This window comes from Pseudomonas sp. MF09156, assembly GCF_059862305.1.
This window is the reverse complement of the sequence record NZ_JCBCUR010000004.1, coordinates 284,595-303,077: the sequence shown is the minus strand read 5'-3', so window position 1 is coordinate 303,077 and position 18,483 is coordinate 284,595. Positions and strand designations below refer to the sequence as shown.

Annotated in this window: 13 protein-coding genes; 6 read left to right on the top strand and 7 right to left on the bottom strand. The window is 61.5% G+C overall.

What is annotated here, in order from left to right; all coding sequences use genetic code 11:
- Positions 1 to 2: 2 nt before the first annotated feature.
- On the bottom strand, positions 3 to 944 hold the full coding sequence (locus AC19YY_RS12845) for a glycerophosphodiester phosphodiesterase family protein (protein ID WP_500604291.1): 942 nt from the start codon (positions 942 to 944) through the stop codon (positions 3 to 5).
- 19 nt (positions 945 to 963) lie between these two features.
- The gene (locus tag AC19YY_RS12840; RefSeq protein ID WP_500604290.1) at positions 964 to 1,269 is read right to left on the bottom strand and encodes a DUF2388 domain-containing protein; all 306 of its coding nucleotides are present in this window, start codon (positions 1,267 to 1,269) and stop codon (positions 964 to 966) included.
- Between the two features lie 201 nt (positions 1,270 to 1,470).
- On the opposite strand from AC19YY_RS12840, the gene dnaQ reads away from it, so the two are divergent.
- The 3 genes from dnaQ (at position 1,471) to AC19YY_RS12825 (ending at position 5,228) form a co-directional block, all read left to right on the top strand.
- A complete protein-coding gene (dnaQ, locus tag AC19YY_RS12835) occupies positions 1,471 to 2,211 on the top strand; it encodes a DNA polymerase III subunit epsilon (protein WP_170057428.1) in 741 nt (246 codons plus the stop codon).
- A gap of 189 nt (positions 2,212 to 2,400) precedes the next feature.
- Entirely contained in the window at positions 2,401 to 4,656 is a 2,256-nt protein-coding gene (locus AC19YY_RS12830) for an Orn/Lys/Arg family decarboxylase (RefSeq protein WP_170041308.1), read from the top strand.
- A 20-nt stretch (positions 4,657 to 4,676) separates the two neighbouring features.
- On the top strand, positions 4,677 to 5,228 hold the full coding sequence (locus AC19YY_RS12825) for a GNAT family N-acetyltransferase (RefSeq protein WP_169953322.1): 552 nt from the start codon (positions 4,677 to 4,679) through the stop codon (positions 5,226 to 5,228).
- 3 nt (positions 5,229 to 5,231) lie between these two features.
- Here the strand turns inward: AC19YY_RS12825 and AC19YY_RS12820 are convergent, their stop codons facing one another.
- Together AC19YY_RS12820 and AC19YY_RS12815 are read right to left on the bottom strand one after the other, a co-directional pair.
- Entirely contained in the window at positions 5,232 to 6,122 is an 891-nt protein-coding gene (locus AC19YY_RS12820; protein WP_169953263.1) for a LysR substrate-binding domain-containing protein, read from the bottom strand.
- A 92-nt stretch (positions 6,123 to 6,214) separates the two neighbouring features.
- The gene (locus tag AC19YY_RS12815) at positions 6,215 to 6,439 is read right to left on the bottom strand and encodes a hypothetical protein (RefSeq protein ID WP_170041309.1); all 225 of its coding nucleotides are present in this window, start codon (positions 6,437 to 6,439) and stop codon (positions 6,215 to 6,217) included.
- Positions 6,440 to 6,654: 215 nt separating this feature from the next.
- Between AC19YY_RS12815 and AC19YY_RS12810 the strand changes: the two genes are divergently transcribed.
- Positions 6,655 to 7,212 carry an NADPH-dependent FMN reductase gene (locus AC19YY_RS12810; protein ID WP_169953267.1) on the top strand — a complete coding sequence of 186 codons (558 nt, stop codon included), beginning with the start codon at positions 6,655 to 6,657 and terminating at the stop codon, positions 7,210 to 7,212.
- Positions 7,213 to 7,334: 122 nt separating this feature from the next.
- Here AC19YY_RS12810 and AC19YY_RS12805 read toward each other — a convergent pair whose 3' ends face one another.
- Positions 7,335 to 7,829 carry a DUF934 domain-containing protein gene (locus tag AC19YY_RS12805; protein ID WP_169953269.1) on the bottom strand — a complete coding sequence of 165 codons (495 nt, stop codon included), beginning with the start codon at positions 7,827 to 7,829 and terminating at the stop codon, positions 7,335 to 7,337.
- Positions 7,813 to 9,471, bottom strand: coding sequence for a nitrite/sulfite reductase (locus AC19YY_RS12800; RefSeq protein ID WP_169953271.1), 1,659 nt, complete (start codon positions 9,469 to 9,471; stop codon positions 7,813 to 7,815). The genes AC19YY_RS12805 and AC19YY_RS12800 overlap by 17 nt, the downstream gene beginning before the upstream one ends.
- A gap of 452 nt (positions 9,472 to 9,923) precedes the next feature.
- Here AC19YY_RS12800 and AC19YY_RS12795 point away from each other — a divergent pair, with 452 nt between their 5' ends.
- A complete protein-coding gene (locus tag AC19YY_RS12795) occupies positions 9,924 to 11,003 on the top strand; it encodes an ABC transporter substrate-binding protein (protein WP_500604289.1) in 1,080 nt (359 codons plus the stop codon).
- Between the two features lie 6 nt (positions 11,004 to 11,009).
- On the opposite strand, the gene AC19YY_RS12790 is transcribed toward AC19YY_RS12795, so the two are convergent.
- Positions 11,010 to 11,225 (bottom strand): DUF2970 domain-containing protein, encoded by a 216-nt coding sequence (locus tag AC19YY_RS12790; RefSeq protein WP_169953275.1) that lies wholly within the window; start codon positions 11,223 to 11,225, stop codon positions 11,010 to 11,012.
- A gap of 114 nt (positions 11,226 to 11,339) precedes the next feature.
- Here AC19YY_RS12790 and AC19YY_RS12785 point away from each other — a divergent pair, with 114 nt between their 5' ends.
- Positions 11,340 to 18,410 carry an NEL-type E3 ubiquitin ligase domain-containing protein gene (locus AC19YY_RS12785; protein ID WP_500604288.1) on the top strand — a complete coding sequence of 2,357 codons (7,071 nt, stop codon included), beginning with the start codon at positions 11,340 to 11,342 and terminating at the stop codon, positions 18,408 to 18,410.
- Positions 18,411 to 18,483 lie beyond the last annotated feature (73 nt).

Genomic DNA, 18,483 nt, shown 5'->3' with positions numbered 1-18,483 from the left:
CGTCAGTCACACCGCAGCGGCCATTCGAGCTGCTGCTTCACGCCTCGCATCGCGCGGGGCGAATCCACCAGCACCGCATCGATTTTACGGCACGCCGCCGCTCGATAATCATCTTGGGTGTTAATGCCAATCGCCAGGATATGTACCTTGCCCCTGGACTGGAAACAGTCGATGGCAGGCCTTGTCCATAGCTTGGCATTCACCGGTGAGCGTGCTTCCCCAAGGGTGAAGGTTTCCACCAGCTCGACCTTGCGCTGATACTCAAACGCCACCCAACTTCCCGCTTCGGGGGCTGGCTGGCAGTTGTGGGCCAGGGCGACGTTGGCCAAGCGGTCGCGTGTTCGGTCCCTGGATTCGAACAGGCGGGCCTGGGGGTACTGGGCAAACGCGTGTTGGTAGCGGGCGTCCGTGGAGTAGATCAACACCCGGCCCCACGCATGGTTTTGCTCCAGTACCCGGGCCACGGCCCTGGCCTGGGTGTCGGCGGGCAGGGCTTTCATATCGAGGATGATGGGCGTGGTAGCCGGGATTACGGTCAACGCTTGCTGCAATGAAGGCAGCGGCACGGGACGGGTACGGTAGGGGTAGGTCACCTGGCCATTGGCCCCGTCCTGCTTGAATTGCCAGCCGGCATTGAGCTGTTGCAACTGGGCCAGGGTTTTTCCGGCCACGGCGCCGGTGCCGTCGGTATTGGCGCTCAGGTCTGTCGGTCGATACAACACCGGTACTTGGTCCAGGCTCAACTGCACCGTGAGCCATAGCACATCCACGTTATTGGCCAAGGCCTGGTCGATAGCCAGCAAGGTATTTTCCGGGAAGTCCGCCGTGCCCCCGCGATGGGCGACGATCTGCGGCAGTTGACCAGTGGCGGAGGGCGGGGATGCGCAACCTGCCAAAAGAAGGCTGGTGACCAGCAGTACAACGGGATATCGGGTATCAATCATGGGTGTTTGCGTTCATCTATCACAGAATCAGGATCGCACCGGCGAGTTGCTCGTCAGTATCGCGTAAATCCGGCAGGGTGCGGCGAATATGCTGCAATGCCGATTCCAACTGAACGCCGCGTACCTTGCCCTGGCTGGCGACAAACGCTGCCGCATCGTCCTTTGCCGCTAGTACAATCTTGTCATCCTTGAAGCTGCTGCTGGTGCCTTTGGTGGCACTCATCGAGAGGCTGACCAAGGCGTCGGTGGTCATCACAAAGCTGGTGGCCTGGGCAGTGGCGGCGCCGATCAGGCACAGGGCGAGCAGGTGTTTTGGCTTGAGCATGGGCTGGTTTTTACGCATAGAAAGGAGCGGCGCAGGCTAACAAGGGCGGTGCAGGCAAACTGCGCAAGCTTTGCTAAACCTTGTAAAAAACTGTTGGACCAGGGTGCAAGGTGTCTGTCCATGGGGCGCTTGGGTTATAGAGCGTGCTAATATCCCGGCCCTTGAAATACACACACCGTTGAGAGCTGAACCCTGATGGCCATCCGATCCGTTGTACTCGATACCGAAACCACCGGCATGCCGGTGACCGATGGCCACCGGATCATTGAAATCGGCTGTGTCGAACTGATGGGCCGCCGACTCACCGGTCGGCATTTCCACGTGTACCTGCAGCCGGACCGGGAAAGTGATGAAGGCGCCATTGGCGTCCACGGCATCACCAACGAATTCCTGGTGGGCAAGCCGCGCTTTGCGGAAGTCGCCGATGAGTTTTTCGAGTTCATCAATGGCGCGCAGTTGATCATCCATAACGCGGCGTTCGACGTTGGTTTCATCAACAACGAATTCGCCCTGATGGGCCAGACGGATCGGGCCGACATCACCCGTCATTGCTCGATCCTCGACACCTTGATGATGGCCCGTGAGCGCCACCCGGGCCAGCGCAACAGCCTCGATGCCTTGTGCAAACGCTATGGCGTCGACAACTCTGGCCGTGAACTGCACGGCGCCTTGCTCGACTCCGAGATCCTCGCGGACGTCTACCTGACCATGACCGGCGGGCAGACCAGCCTGTCCCTGGCTGGCAACGCCTCCGACGGTAACGGTTCGGCCGAGGGTTCGGGCAACCGGCCTTCGGAAATCCGCCGTCTGCCGGCAGATCGAAAGCCCACCACCATCATCCGTGCCAGCGAGCAGGACATGGCCGAGCACGCGTCACGCCTGGAAGCCATCGCCAAATCGGCGGGTGCGCCAGCCTTGTGGACCCAGTTGACCCAACACTGAGTCGGGCTCATCACGGCCTGAAAGTGTGGGAGCGGGCTTGCCCGCGATGGCGGTGGATCAGTAACGAATGCGCTGACTGTCACACCGCAATCGCGGGCAAGCCCGCTCCCACAAAAACTTTATCTCCATTCGCCACATTCGCTCCCAGCTTCTACCCTGAGTACATCGCCCTCAGGACGCCAAGCCCTCATGTACAAAGACCTGAAGTTCCCGATCCTGATCGTGCACCGCGACATCAAGGCCGACACCGTCGCCGGTGATCGGGTCCGGGGTATCGCCCGGGAGTTGGAGCAAGAGGGTTTCAGCATCTTTTCCGCTGTGGACTATGCCGAAGGCCGGCTGGTGGCGTCGACCCATCATGGCCTGGCGTGCATGCTGATCGCCGCTGAAGGCGCCGGGGAAAATACCCATCTGCTGCAAAATATGGTGGAGCTGATCCGACTGGCACGCCTGCGCGCGCCCAACCTGCCGATCTTTGCCCTGGGCGAGCAAGTCACCCTGGAAAATGCCCCGGCCGATGCCATGAGCGAGCTCAACCAACTGCGCGGCATTCTCTACCTGTTCGAGGACACGGTGCCGTTCCTTGCCCGGCAGGTGGCCCGGGCGGCGCGCACTTACCTCGATGGCCTGTTGCCGCCATTCTTCAAGGCCCTGGTGCAACACACAGCCGACTCCAATTACTCCTGGCATACCCCCGGCCACGGTGGCGGCGTGGCCTATCGCAAAAGCCCGGTGGGGCAGGCGTTTCATCAGTTCTTTGGGGAAAATACCCTGCGTTCGGACCTGTCGGTGTCAGTGCCGGAACTGGGCTCCCTGCTGGATCACACCGGGCCCCTGGCCGAAGCCGAAGCCCGCGCGGCGCGCAACTTTGGCGCCGACCACACATTCTTTGTGATCAACGGCACCTCCACCGCCAACAAGATCGTCTGGCACTCCATGGTCGGGCGCGATGACCTGGTGCTGGTGGACCGCAATTGCCATAAGTCGGTGCTGCATTCGATCATCATGACCGGCGCGATCCCCCTGTACTTGTGCCCGGAGCGCAATGAACTGGGGATTATCGGTCCAATCCCGCTGACCGAGTTCAGCCGCGAATCGATTCGCGCAAAGATCGAGGCCAGCCCCTTGACCCGCGGTCGCGAGCCCAAGGTCAAGCTGGCGGTGGTGACCAACTCGACCTACGACGGCCTGTGTTACAACGCCGAGTTGATCAAGCAGCAATTGGGCAACAGCGTCGAAGTCCTGCACTTTGACGAGGCCTGGTACGCCTACGCGGCCTTCCACGAGTTTTTCGCCGGGCGCTATGGCATGGGTACCTCGCGCACGCCGGATAGCCCGCTGGTGTTCACCACGCACTCGACTCACAAGTTGCTGGCGGCGTTCAGCCAGGCGTCGATGATCCATGTGCAGGACGGCGGGGCGCGGCAATTGGATCGTGATCGTTTCAATGAGGCGTTCATGATGCATATCTCTACCTCGCCGCAGTACAGCATCATCGCCTCGCTGGATGTGGCGTCGGCCATGATGGAAGGGCCGGCGGGGCGTTCGCTGCTTCAGGAAATGTTCGATGAGGCCCTGAGCTTTCGCCGGGCCCTGGCCAATTTGCGCCAGCACATCGCCGCCGATGATTGGTGGTTTTCCATCTGGCAACCGCCCTCGGTGGCCGGTATCGACCGGGTTGCGACCGCTGACTGGTTGTTGCAGCCGGAGGCCGACTGGCATGGCTTTGGGGATATCGCCGAAGACTATGTGTTGCTCGACCCGATCAAGGTCACCCTGGTCATGCCCGGCTTGACGGCGGGTGGCGCCTTGAGTGACTGCGGCATTCCGGCAGCGGTAGTCAGTAAATTCCTCTGGGAGCGTGGCCTGGTGGTGGAAAAAACCGGGTTGTATTCGTTCCTGGTGTTGTTCTCCATGGGCATTACCAAAGGCAAGTGGAGTACCCTGCTCACCGAGTTGCTGGAGTTCAAGCGCAGCTACGACGCCAATATCAGCCTGGCCAGTTGCCTGCCATCGGTGTTCCAGCAAGGCCCGGCACGCTATCAGGGCATGGGCTTGCAGGATTTGTGCGACCAATTGCACGGCTGCTATCGCAGCAACGCCACGGCCAAGCACCTCAAGCGCATGTACACGGTGTTACCGGAAATCGCCATGAAGCCGGCCGATGCCTATGACCAGTTGGTGCGCGGTGAAGTCGAGGCCGTGTCCATCGATGCCTTGCCAGGGCGTATCGCAGCCGTGATGCTGGTGCCTTATCCGCCAGGCATTCCGCTGATCATGCCGGGGGAGCGCTTTACCGAGTCGACGCGATCGATCATTGACTACCTGGCCTTTGCCCGGGAGTTCGATAGCAGTTTCCCAGGGTTTGTCGCCGATGTGCATGGCTTACAACACGAAGACGACGGCAACGGTCGTTGTTACACCGTCGATTGCATCAAGTGTTAAGGATGGTTATGCAAGCTGTAATGAATCCGAAGTACCCGGGGCTCAGTGTACGAGTCGCCGACGAGGGATTTGACGCCTACGTATGGGGCAATGATTTCAGCTTCGAGGTGTGCGTGTATGGCACGCCCGAACTGGGCAAGCCTGTCGATCAGTGGGCGGTGGAGCAGATTTTGCCGTACCGCAAATGCTACGGCATCGACCCCGAGGAGTTCGCCAGCTACCGCAATGCCAGCGACAGCGCGGTATTCATGGCGTACCTGGATGATCGACCGGTGGGCCATATCGTCGTCAGTACCAATTGGAACGGTTATGCCCATGTCGATGAGTTGGCGGTGGTGCTCCCAGCCCGCCGGCATGGCGTGGCCAAGGCCCTGCTTGATGTGGCGCAGTTCTGGAGCCGCAAGAAAAACCTGCCAGGGATGATGCTGGAGACCCAGAACAATAACCTGGGAGCGTGCCGATTGTATGAACGCAGCGGCTACGTCATGGGCGGTATCGACCACCTGCGTTATCGCGGGATTGATCCACAGACGCGGGAAGTGGCGATTTTCTGGTATCGCTTGTTCAGCTGACACTCAAGACAGCAGGTCTTGGGCCTTCTGCGTGACAATCTCCAGCAATGCATTCAGCGCCGGGCTCGGGCTGCTGTCCCTGACCGTCAACCCATACAGGCTCACCAGGATCGGCGGTGACAGCGGGCAGGTATCCAGCCCCGCCTCCCGCGCGCCGCTGGCAGTGAACGGATCGACCACCGCCAGCCCTTCGCCGGCCTCGACCATGCTGCGCATCATCTGGTAGGTCTGCACCCGTGTCTGGATCACTGGCAACGGCCGCAGCGCTTGCAACTTACTGTCCAGCAACTGGCTCAGCGGGTCCTGGCCCTCCAGGCCGATCATCGACTGGCCGGCCAATTCTTGCAGGGCGATGTATTTCTGCCGTGGCTTGAGCCAGCCATGGGGCGCCAGCAGTTGCAGCTTGCCCTGGGCCAGCACGGTGCTGGTGATTTGCGGGTGTTCGGGGTCATGCAGGCTCAGGCCCAGGTCGGCCTCATGCAGCAACAGGCTCTTGACGATGTCACGGGTCGGTTGGCTGGAAAGGTTGCAGGGCGTGTCCTGGAAACGGCGGCGCAACAACGCGATGCTTTGCGGCAGCAGTTGGTTGGCCAAGGGCGGCGTACACAGTGTGCGCAGCGGCGGGGCGTGATGGTGCTTGAGGCTGCTGGCCAGGCGCTGTATCGGTTCCAGGGCCTCGTAGAGGTGGGCGATCTGTGCCTGCATGGCCAGGGTTTCACGGGTGGCCTGCAACCGTCCGCGGACGCTGGCGAACAGCATGAAGCCCAGTTGCTGTTCAGCGTCCTTGAGGGTGGCGTCCACATCGGACACAGCCAATTGCAACCATTCGGCGGCGGTGCCGAGGTGTCCGGTCTGCAAAATGGCTTGAATCACTTCGATATGACGTAAACGCATGCATGAAGTCCATGTTCAGCAGGTAAGGGATTCACCGGGTGAATCCTAACCCAACTCCGTTCATATGACTTCTGCCTGGAGGCACAGCCTTATCAAACAGGCGTGTTTTCGGGTTCGCGGGTCAGGGAGATCTGCGACTGAACCAGGACGAAGGTGTTGTCATCAACTTTGTTGACCCGGTCACCAATCGCCAGTTTGTAGGAGATTACAGGTTCTGAACCACCGTCCGACGGAGTGGAGTCCTGGAATTCATGCACGGAATAAACGCGGCCTTCCGCGTCACGAGCATGGAATTGTCCGACAAGTACTGCTGCCATCTGTTTAGAACCTCTGGAGAAAACACCGATTTGCGGTTCTGTAGACCGTCTTTAACGCGGGTAGTTTACCTACATAGAAAAAATACTATTCGTTGATATTCCGCTTATTTTTCCTACAAACAAAAACATCCGCCGATTGGCTACTACCTGCTGGTGATCGCCCGGCGAAGGCTCTATAACTACAAATTCCCTTAGTCAGATGTCAGGAAGGCCCCATGAGCAAGGTCTACACGATTGCCGTACTGGTCGGCAGCTTGAGAAAAGAGTCGATCAACCGCAAGGTCGCCCAGGCATTGGCGCAGTTGGCGCCGGCCAACCTCAAGCTCAGCATCGTCGAACTTGGCGAATTGCCGCTCTACAACGAAGACCTTGATAGCGCAACGCCGCCTGCGGCCTACACCACGTTCCGCCAGCAGGTGGCGGCGGCCGATGGGGTGCTGTTCGTCACTCCTGAATACAACCGTTCGGTGCCGGCGGCCTTGAAAAATGCCATTGATGTAGGCTCGCGCCCATACGGCAAGAGCGTCTGGAGCGGCAAGCCAGGTGCGGTCATCAGCGTTTCGCCGGGGGCGATTGGTGGCTTTGGTGCCAACCATCATTTGCGCCAGTCCCTGGTGTTTCTGGATGTGCCGTGCATGCAGCAGCCGGAAGCCTACCTGGGTGGCGCGGGCAGTGCGTTTGATGAGTCGGGCAAGCTGTCGGAGAAAACCCAGCCGTTCCTGCAGGCGTTCATCGATGCCTACGGTCGCTGGGTCGCCAAGCAGAAGGGCTGAGCAGATCTGCCCGTTGCCTGCTAGGCCGGTTTCGCCCTCGCGCCCATGGCCCTTGCGCCGCGCATAAAAAAGCCCCGAAACCTGCGAGCCAGGTTTCGGGGCTTTTTGTTTCGCATCAGGGTCTAGCGACGACGGAATAGCGGCAACGGTTCATCCGTAGCCGCCTGGTACGTCACCGAGAAGTCCTTGAGGCTTTCCAGCGCTTCATACGGGTCTTTGTCGGCGCGCAAGGCGTAGGCGTCAAACCCGCAGCGGTGCAGGTAGAACAGCTGGTCGCGCAGCACATCGCCAATCGCCCGCAGTTCGCCCTTGTAGCCATAACGGTCACGCAGCAGGCGCGCGTTGGAGTAGTTGCGCCCGTCGGTGAAGGCCGGGAAGTTCAGGGCGATGACCTGGAAGTGTTCCACGTCGGCGCCAATCTCTTCGGCTTCTTCATCGGCGTCCAGCCACACGCCCAGGCCACCATCACGGGCCTTGAGGGCATGTCCGTGCTCACGCCACAAGGCCAGCGGCACGATCAGGTCGTCACAGTTGGAGATGCCATCGAACGACGCATCCTTGGGCAGCAGGTGCCAGGTTTCGTCGACGACTTGGTTGTTCTTAATGATTCGCTGCATAGACGCGCTCCTTGAACAGGTCAATGCCGATGCGCTGGTAGGTGTCGATGAAGCGCTCATCTTCGGTGCGCTGCTCGACGTAGACGTCGATCAGCTTGCCGATCACCTCGGGCATGGCTTCCTGGGCGAAGGATGGGCCGAGGATCTTGCCCAGGCTCGCATCGCGGCTGGCGCTGCCACCCAGGGACACTTGGTAGAATTCTTCGCCTTTCTTGTCCACCCCGAGGATGCCGATGTGGCCGACGTGGTGGTGGCCACAGGCGTTCATGCAGCCGGAGATGTTCAAGTCCAGCTCGCCAATGTCGAACAGGTAGTCCAGGTCGTCGAAACGGCGCTGGATCGATTCGGCAATGGGAATTGACTTGGCGTTGGCCAGGGAGCAGAAGTCGCCACCCGGGCAGCAGATGATATCGGTCAGCAGGCCGATGTTCGGCGTGGCGAAACCACCTTCGCGCAGCTCGCCCCACAGGGTGAACAATTGGCTCTGTTCAACGTCCGCAAGGATGATGTTCTGCTCGTGGGAGGTGCGCAGTTGGCCAAAGCTGTAGCGGTCGGCCAGGTCGGCAACGGCGTCCAGTTGCTTGTCGGTGATATCGCCAGGCGCTACCCCGGTCGGTTTGAGCGACAGGGTCACTGCGACATACCCCGGCTGCTTGTGCGCCAGGGTGTTGCGCGTGCGCCAGCGGGCAAAGCCTGGGTGCTGCTGGTCGAGCGCCGCCAGTTCGGCAGCCTGGTTGCCCAGGGCCTTGTAGTGCGGATCGACGAAGTGCTTGGCCACCCGATGCACTTCGGCGTCGGTCAGAGTGGTCTGGCCGCCGCGCAGGTGCTCCATCTCGGCGTCGACCTTCTGGGCAAACACCTCGGGGGTGAGGGCCTTGACCAGGATCTTGATGCGCGCCTTGTACTTGTTGTCACGGCGGCCATAGCGGTTGTACACACGCAGGATGGCGTCGAGGTAGCTCAACAGGTCTTGCCAAGGCAAAAATTCATTGATGAACGCGCCGACCACCGGAGTACGCCCCAGGCCGCCGCCCACCAGGACGCGGAAGCCCAGTTCGCCTGCGGCGTTGTACACCGGCTCCAGGCCGATGTCGTGGACTTCGATCGCGGCGCGGTCAGACGTCGAACCATTGATGGCGATCTTGAATTTACGCGGCAGGTAGGCAAATTCCGGGTGGAACGTGGTCCACTGACGAACAATCTCGCACCAGGGGCGCGGGTCGATCACTTCATCGGCGGCCACGCCAGCGAACTGGTCGGTGGTCACGTTGCGCAGGCAGTTACCGCTGGTCTGAATGGCGTGCATCTGCACGGTGGCCAGTTCAGCCAGGATGTCCGGCACGTCTTCCAGGGCCGGCCAGTTGAACTGCACGTTCTGGCGGGTGCTGATGTGGGCGTAGCCCTTGTCGAAGTCACGGGCGATCTTGGCCATCATGCGCGTCTGGCGCGAAGTCAGTTGGCCGTAAGGCACGGCCACCCGCAGCATCGGCGCAAAGCGCTGAACGTAAAGGCCATTTTGCAGGCGCAGAGGGCGGAACTCTTCTTCGCTCAGTTCACCTGCCAGATAGCGTCGGGTCTGATCACGGAACTGCTTGACGCGGTCCTCGATGATGCGCTGATCGTATTCGTCGTATACGTACATATAGGTCCTGTTCTCGGCAAATCTGCGCGCACGGCCGCGCACTCCCAACGGAGCCGGCGCACGATACCAGCTTGCGTTTATGCGCAAAAGTGATGTTTTAGTATATGCAAAGAACCAAATCGACTAATGAGAACGGTTATCGCGATACCCACATTTGTCATGCGGGCAATCATCGACTTTACTGTGGACGAGTCTTAATGCAATCAGCCATAAAACCGACAAGAGGCGATGCGATGAGCAATCCAACCAAAGCCCGTAAACCCGACAGTACCGTGGACGCCTGGGCGATTCTGTTCCTGATTATCCTGGTGGTTTCCACCGCCGTGTTCTGGGTCAGCCATCAGTAAAGGGAACTGATCGCCACCAAACTGTCCGATCTGCCGTTAAATAGCCAAGATCAAAAGGCTTATTGCCACTATTATGATCTGTCAATTTCCGGGGTTCGGGCAGTAATGTTGAAGGTTCTCTGCGGGTGCTTGTGGTGGGTGGGGATGGCGTTCGGGACGATGGCCCATGCAACGTCGGTGGTGTTTCTCAACCCAGGTCTGTCTACTGAAACCTTCTGGATCTGCTATGCGCAATTCATGCAGGCCGCGGCCAAGGACCTCGGCCTGGATTTACGCGTGCGTTATTCCGAGCGTGATCCGCAAAACACCTTGCTGCAGGCCCGCGAAGCATTGCAGGGCCCGCAGCGCCCGGATTACCTGGTGCTGGTCAACGAGCAGTACATCGCCCCGCAGATCCTGCGCATGGCCCAGGGTAGCCAGGTCAAGCTACTGTTGGTCAATAACGCCCTGACCCCGAGCCAGATGCAACTGCTGGACGCCGGGAAGTACCCGAACTGGATGGGCAGCCTCACGACCAACGACGAGGAGGGCGGGTACCTGATGCTCAAGGAGCTGCTGCGTCAACATGGCCCTGTGCCGTCCGGTGGCACCCTTGAGTTGCTGGCGTTTTCCGGCGCCAAGTACACACCGACCTCTCAGGCGCGCGAGCAGGGCTTGCAGCGGGCCTTGCGCGAACACCCCGAAGTGCATCTGCGCCAGTTGGTGTATGGCGAATGGAGCCGCCAGCGCGCATTCGAGCAGGCGACCCAGATGTTCAAGCGCTACCCCCGGGCTACCCTGGTCTGGTCGGCCAATGATGAAATGGCCCTCGGCGCCATGCAGGCCTTGAATGGCAGTGGCCGCGCACCCGGCAAGGACGTGTTGTTCAGCGCGATCAACAGCTCTCCCGATGTCCTCCAGGCGCGGCTGCAAGGGCGGATCAGTGCGCTGGTGGCCGGGCACTTTACGGTCGGTGGCTGGGCCATGGTGCTGCTGCACGACGATGCCGTGGGCGTGGACATCCAAAGCCATGGCGGGCGTGAGCGCCAGGTGAAACTGTTCCAGTTGATTGACGGGCCACAGGCCCAGCGCTTGCTGGACCTGCGTAACCACGAGGGCGACGGTGTGGATTTTCGCGCACTGTCGGCCCAGGGCAAGCCTGCGGCCTACCAATACCCCTTCAGCATGCAGTTGCTGTTGAAGTGACCGGGCCTAGACCCCGGCCAGATGCAGCACCAGCTTGACGATGGCAAAGAGCGCCAGGGCAAATACGGCGGTAAACAAAATGCCCAGCACGACAAAATGGCTGGGCTTGCCATGGGTAAAATCCCGCGCGCGGTTCTTCCCGCTCTGCACGCCAAATGCAGCAGCCATCACGCTATGAAGCATCTGCCAGAAGGTCGGCGGTTTGTTGTTCGGGTCGTCCATGAGTCCTCCTGCGAGGTCTGGGGGGAGTTGCTGCTCCCAACAGGATAGACGTAGTTACCGCGATTGGCCGTGACCCCCATGGTGTGCTGGGCCTCCTTTTCCCGGAGCCGCATCATGACCGACTTGCCCCCATTGCCGGCAACGCCCAGCATCCATCGCCCGTTATTGATCAGCGCCACGCCGCAATGGTTGATCGATAGCACAACCTCACGCCGCATGGCCCTCAAGCACAACCACAGCCCGCTGCCGCCAGCCTATTGGCATGCGACACCCGAGCAGCGCGAGCTATTGCACGACTGTTTTATCGCAAGTTTTACCGCCCAGACGGCTCTGGACCAAAGCCTGTCTGCCTTGCAGGACATCGACACGTTTGCCAGGCCGCTGCTGCTCCAGGCGCTCAAGGAGCAGTACGACGTTACCTTGGCCCCCCACGTCGCCACTTGGCTGAGCTTGCGAAAGGCCCTGCACATCACCGATCTGAACCTTGAAGCGCGAACCTACGACTTTTTGCAGCTGGAGCTGCTGCAGGCAGCGCTGCACAACTTCGAAGAGTCCGAGTCCGCAGAGGGGGCCTTTCACTCATCGTCGGGTTTTCGCTGGCAGGTGTCATCGCCTGGCGCCGCCGTCGCCCCGTTGCTGCCGGTCCGATTGGGGAGCCTCACGGTCTATCAGTTCATAGGGCTGTGCCGCCGCCTGGATCTGGGCGGGCAGTACCAGGCCTATCTCGCGGACTTTTTTTCCACCCACGAAACCACCCTGCGCCAACAATTCATTGCCAGCCAAAAGGCCGCGATGCGGGCGGCGGCCGAGTTGGCCCTGTTGCACGAGGACATTACCCAAGACGATTACCGCATGGTGCTATCGGTGATCGCCGGCGAACGCGCGCCGCAGATGGGGGGGCAACCGGTATGGCTCTGCGACCTGGGCTTGATGAAGTTGCGCATGACCGGTTGCGTGCTGTTTCTGGCCTTCGATGATGAGCATGTCGATTCGCCAATCCTGTATATCCCCCAGGACCCATACCAGCCTCTTAAGCGCTATACCAATCATGCGCAACTGCTGGCGACCTTGAAGCAACGCTTCAGTACGCCGGGCTCAGCCTCGACCCGTGTGGAGCGCCCCACGGCCTATCAGGCTTTTTTCAGTCAGTTCGTCGATTATGCCGAGCGCCCGCATTACTTCAGTCAGTTCACCGAGGATGCGCCAGACGCCACCCTGCGCGAGAAAATCGGCACGAACTTCCCCGGCATCGGCCAGTTCTATGAACTGCTCAGCCAGGTAACCCCGTTCAAACTGAAGAATTTTCCGCCCTTGCCCCTGGCCCCGCAGGTGCCCAACCCGGACCCCTATTTGGCGCCCGTGGCGCTGGCTTTCAAAAACCAGGTATTTGGTAGCGACAAAGTCGACCTGTGGACCTACCTGTATGAGCGGCACCAGGACAAGTGCCTCGCCGATGCCGCCGGCCATGCCGTGCCCACCGCAGATGTCGACGCCGGGGTGCGAACGCGCAAACTGGCCATGCTGCTCAACATCGGGATGTTCGGCTTGAGTGCGCTGGTGGGGTTTGTGCCAGTGCTAGGGGAGCTGATGATGGCCGTGATGGCTGAGCAGTTGTTGAAAGAGGTGTTCGAGGCTTCGCAGCAGTGGGCCGAGGGCGATCGCAGGGCGGCCAGGGCGCACTTGATCGACCTGGCGCAAAACCTTGCGTTGCTTGGCGTGACTGCGGTGGGCGGCAAGGCCCTGAGCGCGTTGAGGCATGAGCCGGTTATCGAAGGCCTGGTCCCGGTGAAGCTACCGGATGGCCGGGTCCGCTTATGGAAGCCCGACCTGGGCGCGTACCCAAGTGAAGCCGCCCTGGCGCCCGGCAGTCAGGCCAATGCCCTGGGGCAGTACGAGGTCGATGGCAAACTCCATGTGCAGATCGATAACGTGCTCTACGAAAAGACCTTTGACCCGCAGCTCAAGCAATGGCGGATAAAACACCCGCGCGATCCGCTGGCGTACCAGCCGCTCCTCGAACACAACGGGGCCGGGGCGTGGCGGCATAGCCATGAGCGCCCCCTGACCTGGGACCGCCTGACCCTGCTGCGGCGATTGGGGCCGATTACCGAGGGTTTCTCGGATGAAACCTTGAGGGTGGTTGGCAACGTCAGCGGTGTGCACGACGATCTGCTGCGCAAAGTGCATCTGGACGGTTTGCCGGTGCCCGCCGTGCTGGCCGATACCCTGGAGCGGTTCAGGGCCGACCAGGACGTTGGCGAATTGATCGAGCGCCTGCGCCGCGGCACCGGCCTGCAGGACCGCCATGAGTATGCCTTGCCCCTCACCGTGGAAATGCCCGGCTGGCCTCCCGGGCGGGTGCTGGAGGTATTTGAGGCAGTCGCCATCGTTGAGCGCAGCCAGCCGGTATCGACCAGGCTGGGCGAGGAGCAGGCCTGGCGCCTGTTGGGCACGCCACAGCGTGGTGACCCACTTGGGGTGCCCGTGACTGATGAGTGGGAAGGCGCGCGCCTGGAGCCGACAGGGCGCTCGGTTTGCTATGGCAGCCCGTTGTCGTTGGACGATAGTCGTCCGACCCTGAAAATCAGCCGCGCCGATGTGCAGCAAGGCAGGCTCGCCCAGATGGTTCTGAGCGGCCTTGACGAGCAGGAAATCACCGCTTTGCTGGGCAGCGGCAAGCCCAGGGAACAAGCCTTCAATGAGCGCCTGGCGGACTATGCCCTGCAACGGCAGACGGCGCTGTTCGACGCCCGGCTACAGGGGAGTGGCGCGCCCATGAGCGACAGCAGGCCACTGCAGCGACGGTTTCCCGCGCTGTCCAGGCGTGCTCTCGACGAGCTGCTCAACCGCGCCAGCCCACAGGAACTCAGGCGCCTGCAAGACAGTGGGCATGTCAGCGCGCGGCTCGACCACCAGGCCCGTATCAGTTTGCAGCAGGCGCGCTTGAGCCGGGCGCTCAGCGGCCTGCACCGTGACCGGCTGGCCAATGCCGACAGCGACCGACTCGCCTTGCAGGGCCTCGCGCGCCTGCCCGGATGGCCCCTAGGTGTGCGCCTTGAGATGCGTTTGGAGGGCATTCACGGCCCTTTGCTGGACAGCATTGGCCCGGAGCACGCTGTTGTGCGCCGATACCTGGTCAGCAGCGGCGAGGGCTTCCAGGCCTTTGATGCAGGCGGCCGCGCACTCAATAGCGCGCCTGCCCATGGACGCAATCTTTTCCAGTCGATCATCGACGCGTTGCCCGATGAGGCGTGCAGGTCGTTGGGGCTGACCGGCCAGGCCGCAGATTTGCAGCAGGTGCTGGCGACCTATGCCAGTGGGCAGCGCGAGCTCATCGCCCGGGACATCCTCAAGCTGCGCACGCCGCGCTCTAGGCCTGCCTGGCGCCTGTCGAGCGGGCGCCTGGGGTATGAGCTGTCGGGAAGGGGCGGGCTGTTCGCCATGGACGACGCGTTGATCGCCCATGCCCGTAGCGTGTATCCGAATATCAGCGAGTCCCAGGCTCAGGCGCTGATAGCTGCGCGCCGACGCGACGGCGAGAGCAATGCGCAAATCTGGCGGTTGTTTGCCAACCGCCAGCGCGAATTGACGGCCTTGCGCGCGACCCTTGAGCAGTGGGCGGGGGCGTATGAGAGTCGCCAGCGCACGGTTGACGACCTCATCGATTGCTGGCGCCAGGGCTTTGATCGGGACAGTCCGGCCGATAGCACCCTAAGTCTACGAGGGGAGCAGGCGCTGCCCGAGTGGCACGCCGACTTTTCCCATGTCCGCACCCTGAACCTCACCGGGAGCAGATTTCTTGCCCAGGAATCCAGCCGCTTACTGCGGCCGTTTCCCAACGTGCGGCATTTGCAACTGGATGTGCGTCCCGAGCACCTCGACGCGCTGACAGAGCATTTGGCGAGTGCTCCCAGCATCACCCAACTGTCGCTTAGCGGCCCGTCGCTCACTTATTCAGCACAAGTGCTACGCCCGCTTGAACGCATGCCCGAACTGCGCCAGTTATCCCTGGCCGGCAACCTGCAAACCCTGGATGTCCGCGGGTTGAGCGCGTTGCGCCGTTTAACCGTGTCCGGGCTCTTGGAAACCTGGCCGCAAGGCTGTCTGGAACTTGAGCACCTGGAGTTTCTGGATGTGGCCCAGACTCCGTTGCGCTCCTTGCCTGCGCCACTGTTTACCGGGCATCAACGCTTGTGGCGCGGCCTGCATATGAACTGGTCGGCCTTTGAGCCTGAGGAGTTCATGCGGGTATATGCGTACCTGCATGACAACCCGGCCCATCTGGTCGAAGAGCTGCGGCTGGTCCAGGCCTATTGCGAAGGCGCCCTGGGCAGCCTGCAGTCCGGTGGCCCGGGTTTTGTCGAGCGTGTCTTGGCCAGTTTCAAAACGCGCGGGCTGACTTCCCGCCAGCGTCTGGAGAGCGTCAACAGTGTGCGCGAAGAACACCGCCAGTTGGTCGATGACCTTGAGCAATGGTCTGATCGCGATTCAAACATTGGCAGGGTTGAGGTCGAGCGGCAGGTGGCGTCGCAAAAACTCCTTGATTGCTGGCTCGAAGGCCTGGAGCCGCGCATTGTTGGCGAGGGCCAGCCACCTGCTGGTGCCGCGATGCTGGACCTGTCAGGCGCCAACCTGATTGATTTGCCTAAGTTGCCCGCCGTGGGGTTTACCCATGTGCGCAGCTTGAACCTGAGTGACATAGGCGTGTCGCTGGAAGGCATCAATACCTGGCTTGGCCACTTCCTCCAACTCGACAGCCTCGGCCTGGCCCGCAACAATCTGACCGATCTGCCCTCGGCGCTGGGCCAATGCCCTTCATTGCGCCATCTGGACCTGTCCCATAACTGGCTGGTCATTACGGCCCCGATCCAGGCGGGGTTGAACCGGTTGACCGGCCTGGTATCGCTGCGACTGCCCTACAACCCCATCAGCCGCCTGGACGTGAGTGCGCTGCGCGAACTGCGCACCCTCGACCTGAGCCATAGCGCGCTCAGCGAGTGGCCCGAGGGTGTGCTTGCACTGCCGTTGCGCAGCCTGGACTTGAGCCACAGCGCTGTGACCTCGATCCCCGAGGCGGCGCTGCAAGGGCATGACTTCCTGCTGTCCAATACCGACTTGCGTGGCTGTCGCTTGAGTGCGACGGCCCGCGCAGAAGCCCGGGTGTTTGCGCGACGCTACGCCCGCGAGAATCCGGCCGTCCCGCTGGAAAGCCCCCTGGGCATCCCCCGCGAACTGCTGGCCCAGGGTATGACGGGGGGCGAGCCGGAATATTTTTCCGAGGATGCGTTGCGCCGCCCCGATTTGCTGGCTGCGCTGCCGCCCACAACCGCCGAGCTGCTGCCCGCGGCGCGCCTGCAACGCCTGGACCCGGCACTGGACGCCACGCAAGCAGCGGCTTATATCGAAGAGTTACACGCCGACGGCTTGGAAACGGTGCAGATCCACGAGCGCCTGGCGCAATGGGAAGCGCAGTATGCGCAATGGGTGCCGCTGCTCAATGAGTGGATAGATGTGCATGGGTACCTGGACGGCGGCTGGATCAGCGCGTTGGACCGGCGGCGTGCAGCGGATCGGCTGCTGGAGAGCTGGCGCTACAGCCTGCGCGCCGGGTCTGTGGGGCCGGGAGTGAATGGGGTGGGGCGCCTGGATCTTTCCGGGCTGGCTATCGGCGATTTGCCGACGTTGCCTCAATATTTCGCCCACGTCAGCGAGCTGAGCCTGAACCGCGTGCGACTCACGGCCGAGGGCTCCAACGGCTTCCTGCGCGCCTTCAGCCATGTGCGCAGCTTGACGCTCAGCAACAATGGCTTGCGCGCGTTGCCCGAGGCACTCAGTGAGTTCCGCGCTCTGCGTCGGCTGGACCTGGGCCGCAATGAACTGCAGAACGCGGCGCAGTTGCAGGCCAATCTGGCGCAGATGCCCGAGCTCGAATGGCTGGACCTGGGTGACAATATTCTCAGTGAGCTGGACGTAAGCGGCCTGCTGCGGCTCGACAGCCTGTACCTGCAACGCAACTTGCTGGACGACTGGCCGATGACAGTGCTCGAGTTGCCACGCCTGCGCACCCTGGACCTGAGTGACAACTGGATCGAGACCCTGCCGGATGAGGCGTTCGAGCCGCAACGTAATCTGTTGATGGCGGGGACCAACCTCTTGGGCAACCGCCTGGACCAGCCAAGCTGTGAACGCTTGCAGGAGTATCTGGCCCAGACCGGCAACGGCCTGGGGTTTTCCACCGAGCAGCTTGAAGTCATGCTTCTGGAGTATTGGGAGCGCGACGAACAAGGGGCTTTTGACTCACCTGACTACTCGCTGAACCACCCGGATATCGAAACGGCCCCGGTGCAAAAGGCCCAATGGTTTACTGACGTGCCAGCGCACTCGTCAAAACACCGGATCTGGGACGAACTCAGGGCCCAGGAAGGCAGCGTCGATTTTTTCTTCACCCTCTCGCAACTGCGCAATACCGAGGACTTCCTGGAGGCGCGTGCCGAACTGACACAGCGCGTGTGGAAGGTACTGGAAGCCATCAGCCAAAACCCGGCCATGCGCCGCGACCTGTTTGCCCGGGCGACGGCGATGATGCCGGACGTCACCTGCGGCGATGGGCGGATCCTGATGTTCAATGCCCTGGAAACCCGGGTCCTGGAGTTTGATGCGCTAAAAATCGCCGAGCGTGGGCAGGACGGTGCCACGCTGCTGAAATTCGCCCGTAGCATGCTCCGCCTGGAGGCCGTGGAAGGCATCGCCAAGGCTACTGTCGAGAGCCGTCCGGATATCGACCCGGCAGAGGTCCGCCTGGCGTTGCGCATTGGGCTGGCGGCGCGCCTGGAACTGCCCCGGCAACCCGCCGGCATGCTGTACAGCGAATTGTCGCAGGTGACGCCGGCCGACCTGGATCGTGCCTATGGGACGATTGTGCAAGGCGAAAGCGCAGTGGGCTATGAAGAAAGGCTGGTGGGCCTTGAGTATTGGCGCAACTATCTGAAGAAAAAATACGCCACGAACTTCGCAGCCCTGGCCCGCGAGCTGGAGCACAAGACCGACGCGCTGGATGCGCGCTACCCTGACAATGGTGCGGATTACTTGCGCGACTATGCCGTGCTGGGCACCTGGATCAAGGAGCAGCGCGCGGCGCTGGCGATCCGCCTTACCCAGCAGGAGCGCGCAGCACTCAACCTATAAGCACAGCCGCATGCCGCTCTACTGTAGGCGCGAGCTTGCTCGTGAAAAACCCAAGGGCGCCGCGTCGCCCTTG

Coding starts and splice junctions, on each gene's coding strand:
- AC19YY_RS12825 (WP_169953322.1), top strand. CDS start 4,677: ATGAATCCGAAGTACCCGGGGCTCAGTGTACGAGTCGCCGACGAGGGA.
- AC19YY_RS12785 (WP_500604288.1), top strand. CDS start 11,340: ATGACCGACTTGCCCCCATTGCCGGCAACGCCCAGCATCCATCGCCCG.
- AC19YY_RS12815 (WP_170041309.1), bottom strand. CDS start 6,439: ATGGCAGCAGTACTTGTCGGACAATTCCATGCTCGTGACGCGGAAGGC.
- AC19YY_RS12800 (WP_169953271.1), bottom strand. CDS start 9,471: ATGTACGTATACGACGAATACGATCAGCGCATCATCGAGGACCGCGTC.
- AC19YY_RS12795 (WP_500604289.1), top strand. CDS start 9,924: ATGTTGAAGGTTCTCTGCGGGTGCTTGTGGTGGGTGGGGATGGCGTTC.
- AC19YY_RS12820 (WP_169953263.1), bottom strand. CDS start 6,122: ATGCGTTTACGTCATATCGAAGTGATTCAAGCCATTTTGCAGACCGGA.
- AC19YY_RS12830 (WP_170041308.1), top strand. CDS start 2,401: ATGTACAAAGACCTGAAGTTCCCGATCCTGATCGTGCACCGCGACATC.
- AC19YY_RS12840 (WP_500604290.1), bottom strand. CDS start 1,269: ATGCTCAAGCCAAAACACCTGCTCGCCCTGTGCCTGATCGGCGCCGCC.
- AC19YY_RS12845 (WP_500604291.1), bottom strand. CDS start 944: ATGATTGATACCCGATATCCCGTTGTACTGCTGGTCACCAGCCTTCTT.
- AC19YY_RS12810 (WP_169953267.1), top strand. CDS start 6,655: ATGAGCAAGGTCTACACGATTGCCGTACTGGTCGGCAGCTTGAGAAAA.
- AC19YY_RS12805 (WP_169953269.1), bottom strand. CDS start 7,829: ATGCAGCGAATCATTAAGAACAACCAAGTCGTCGACGAAACCTGGCAC.
- AC19YY_RS12790 (WP_169953275.1), bottom strand. CDS start 11,225: ATGGACGACCCGAACAACAAACCGCCGACCTTCTGGCAGATGCTTCAT.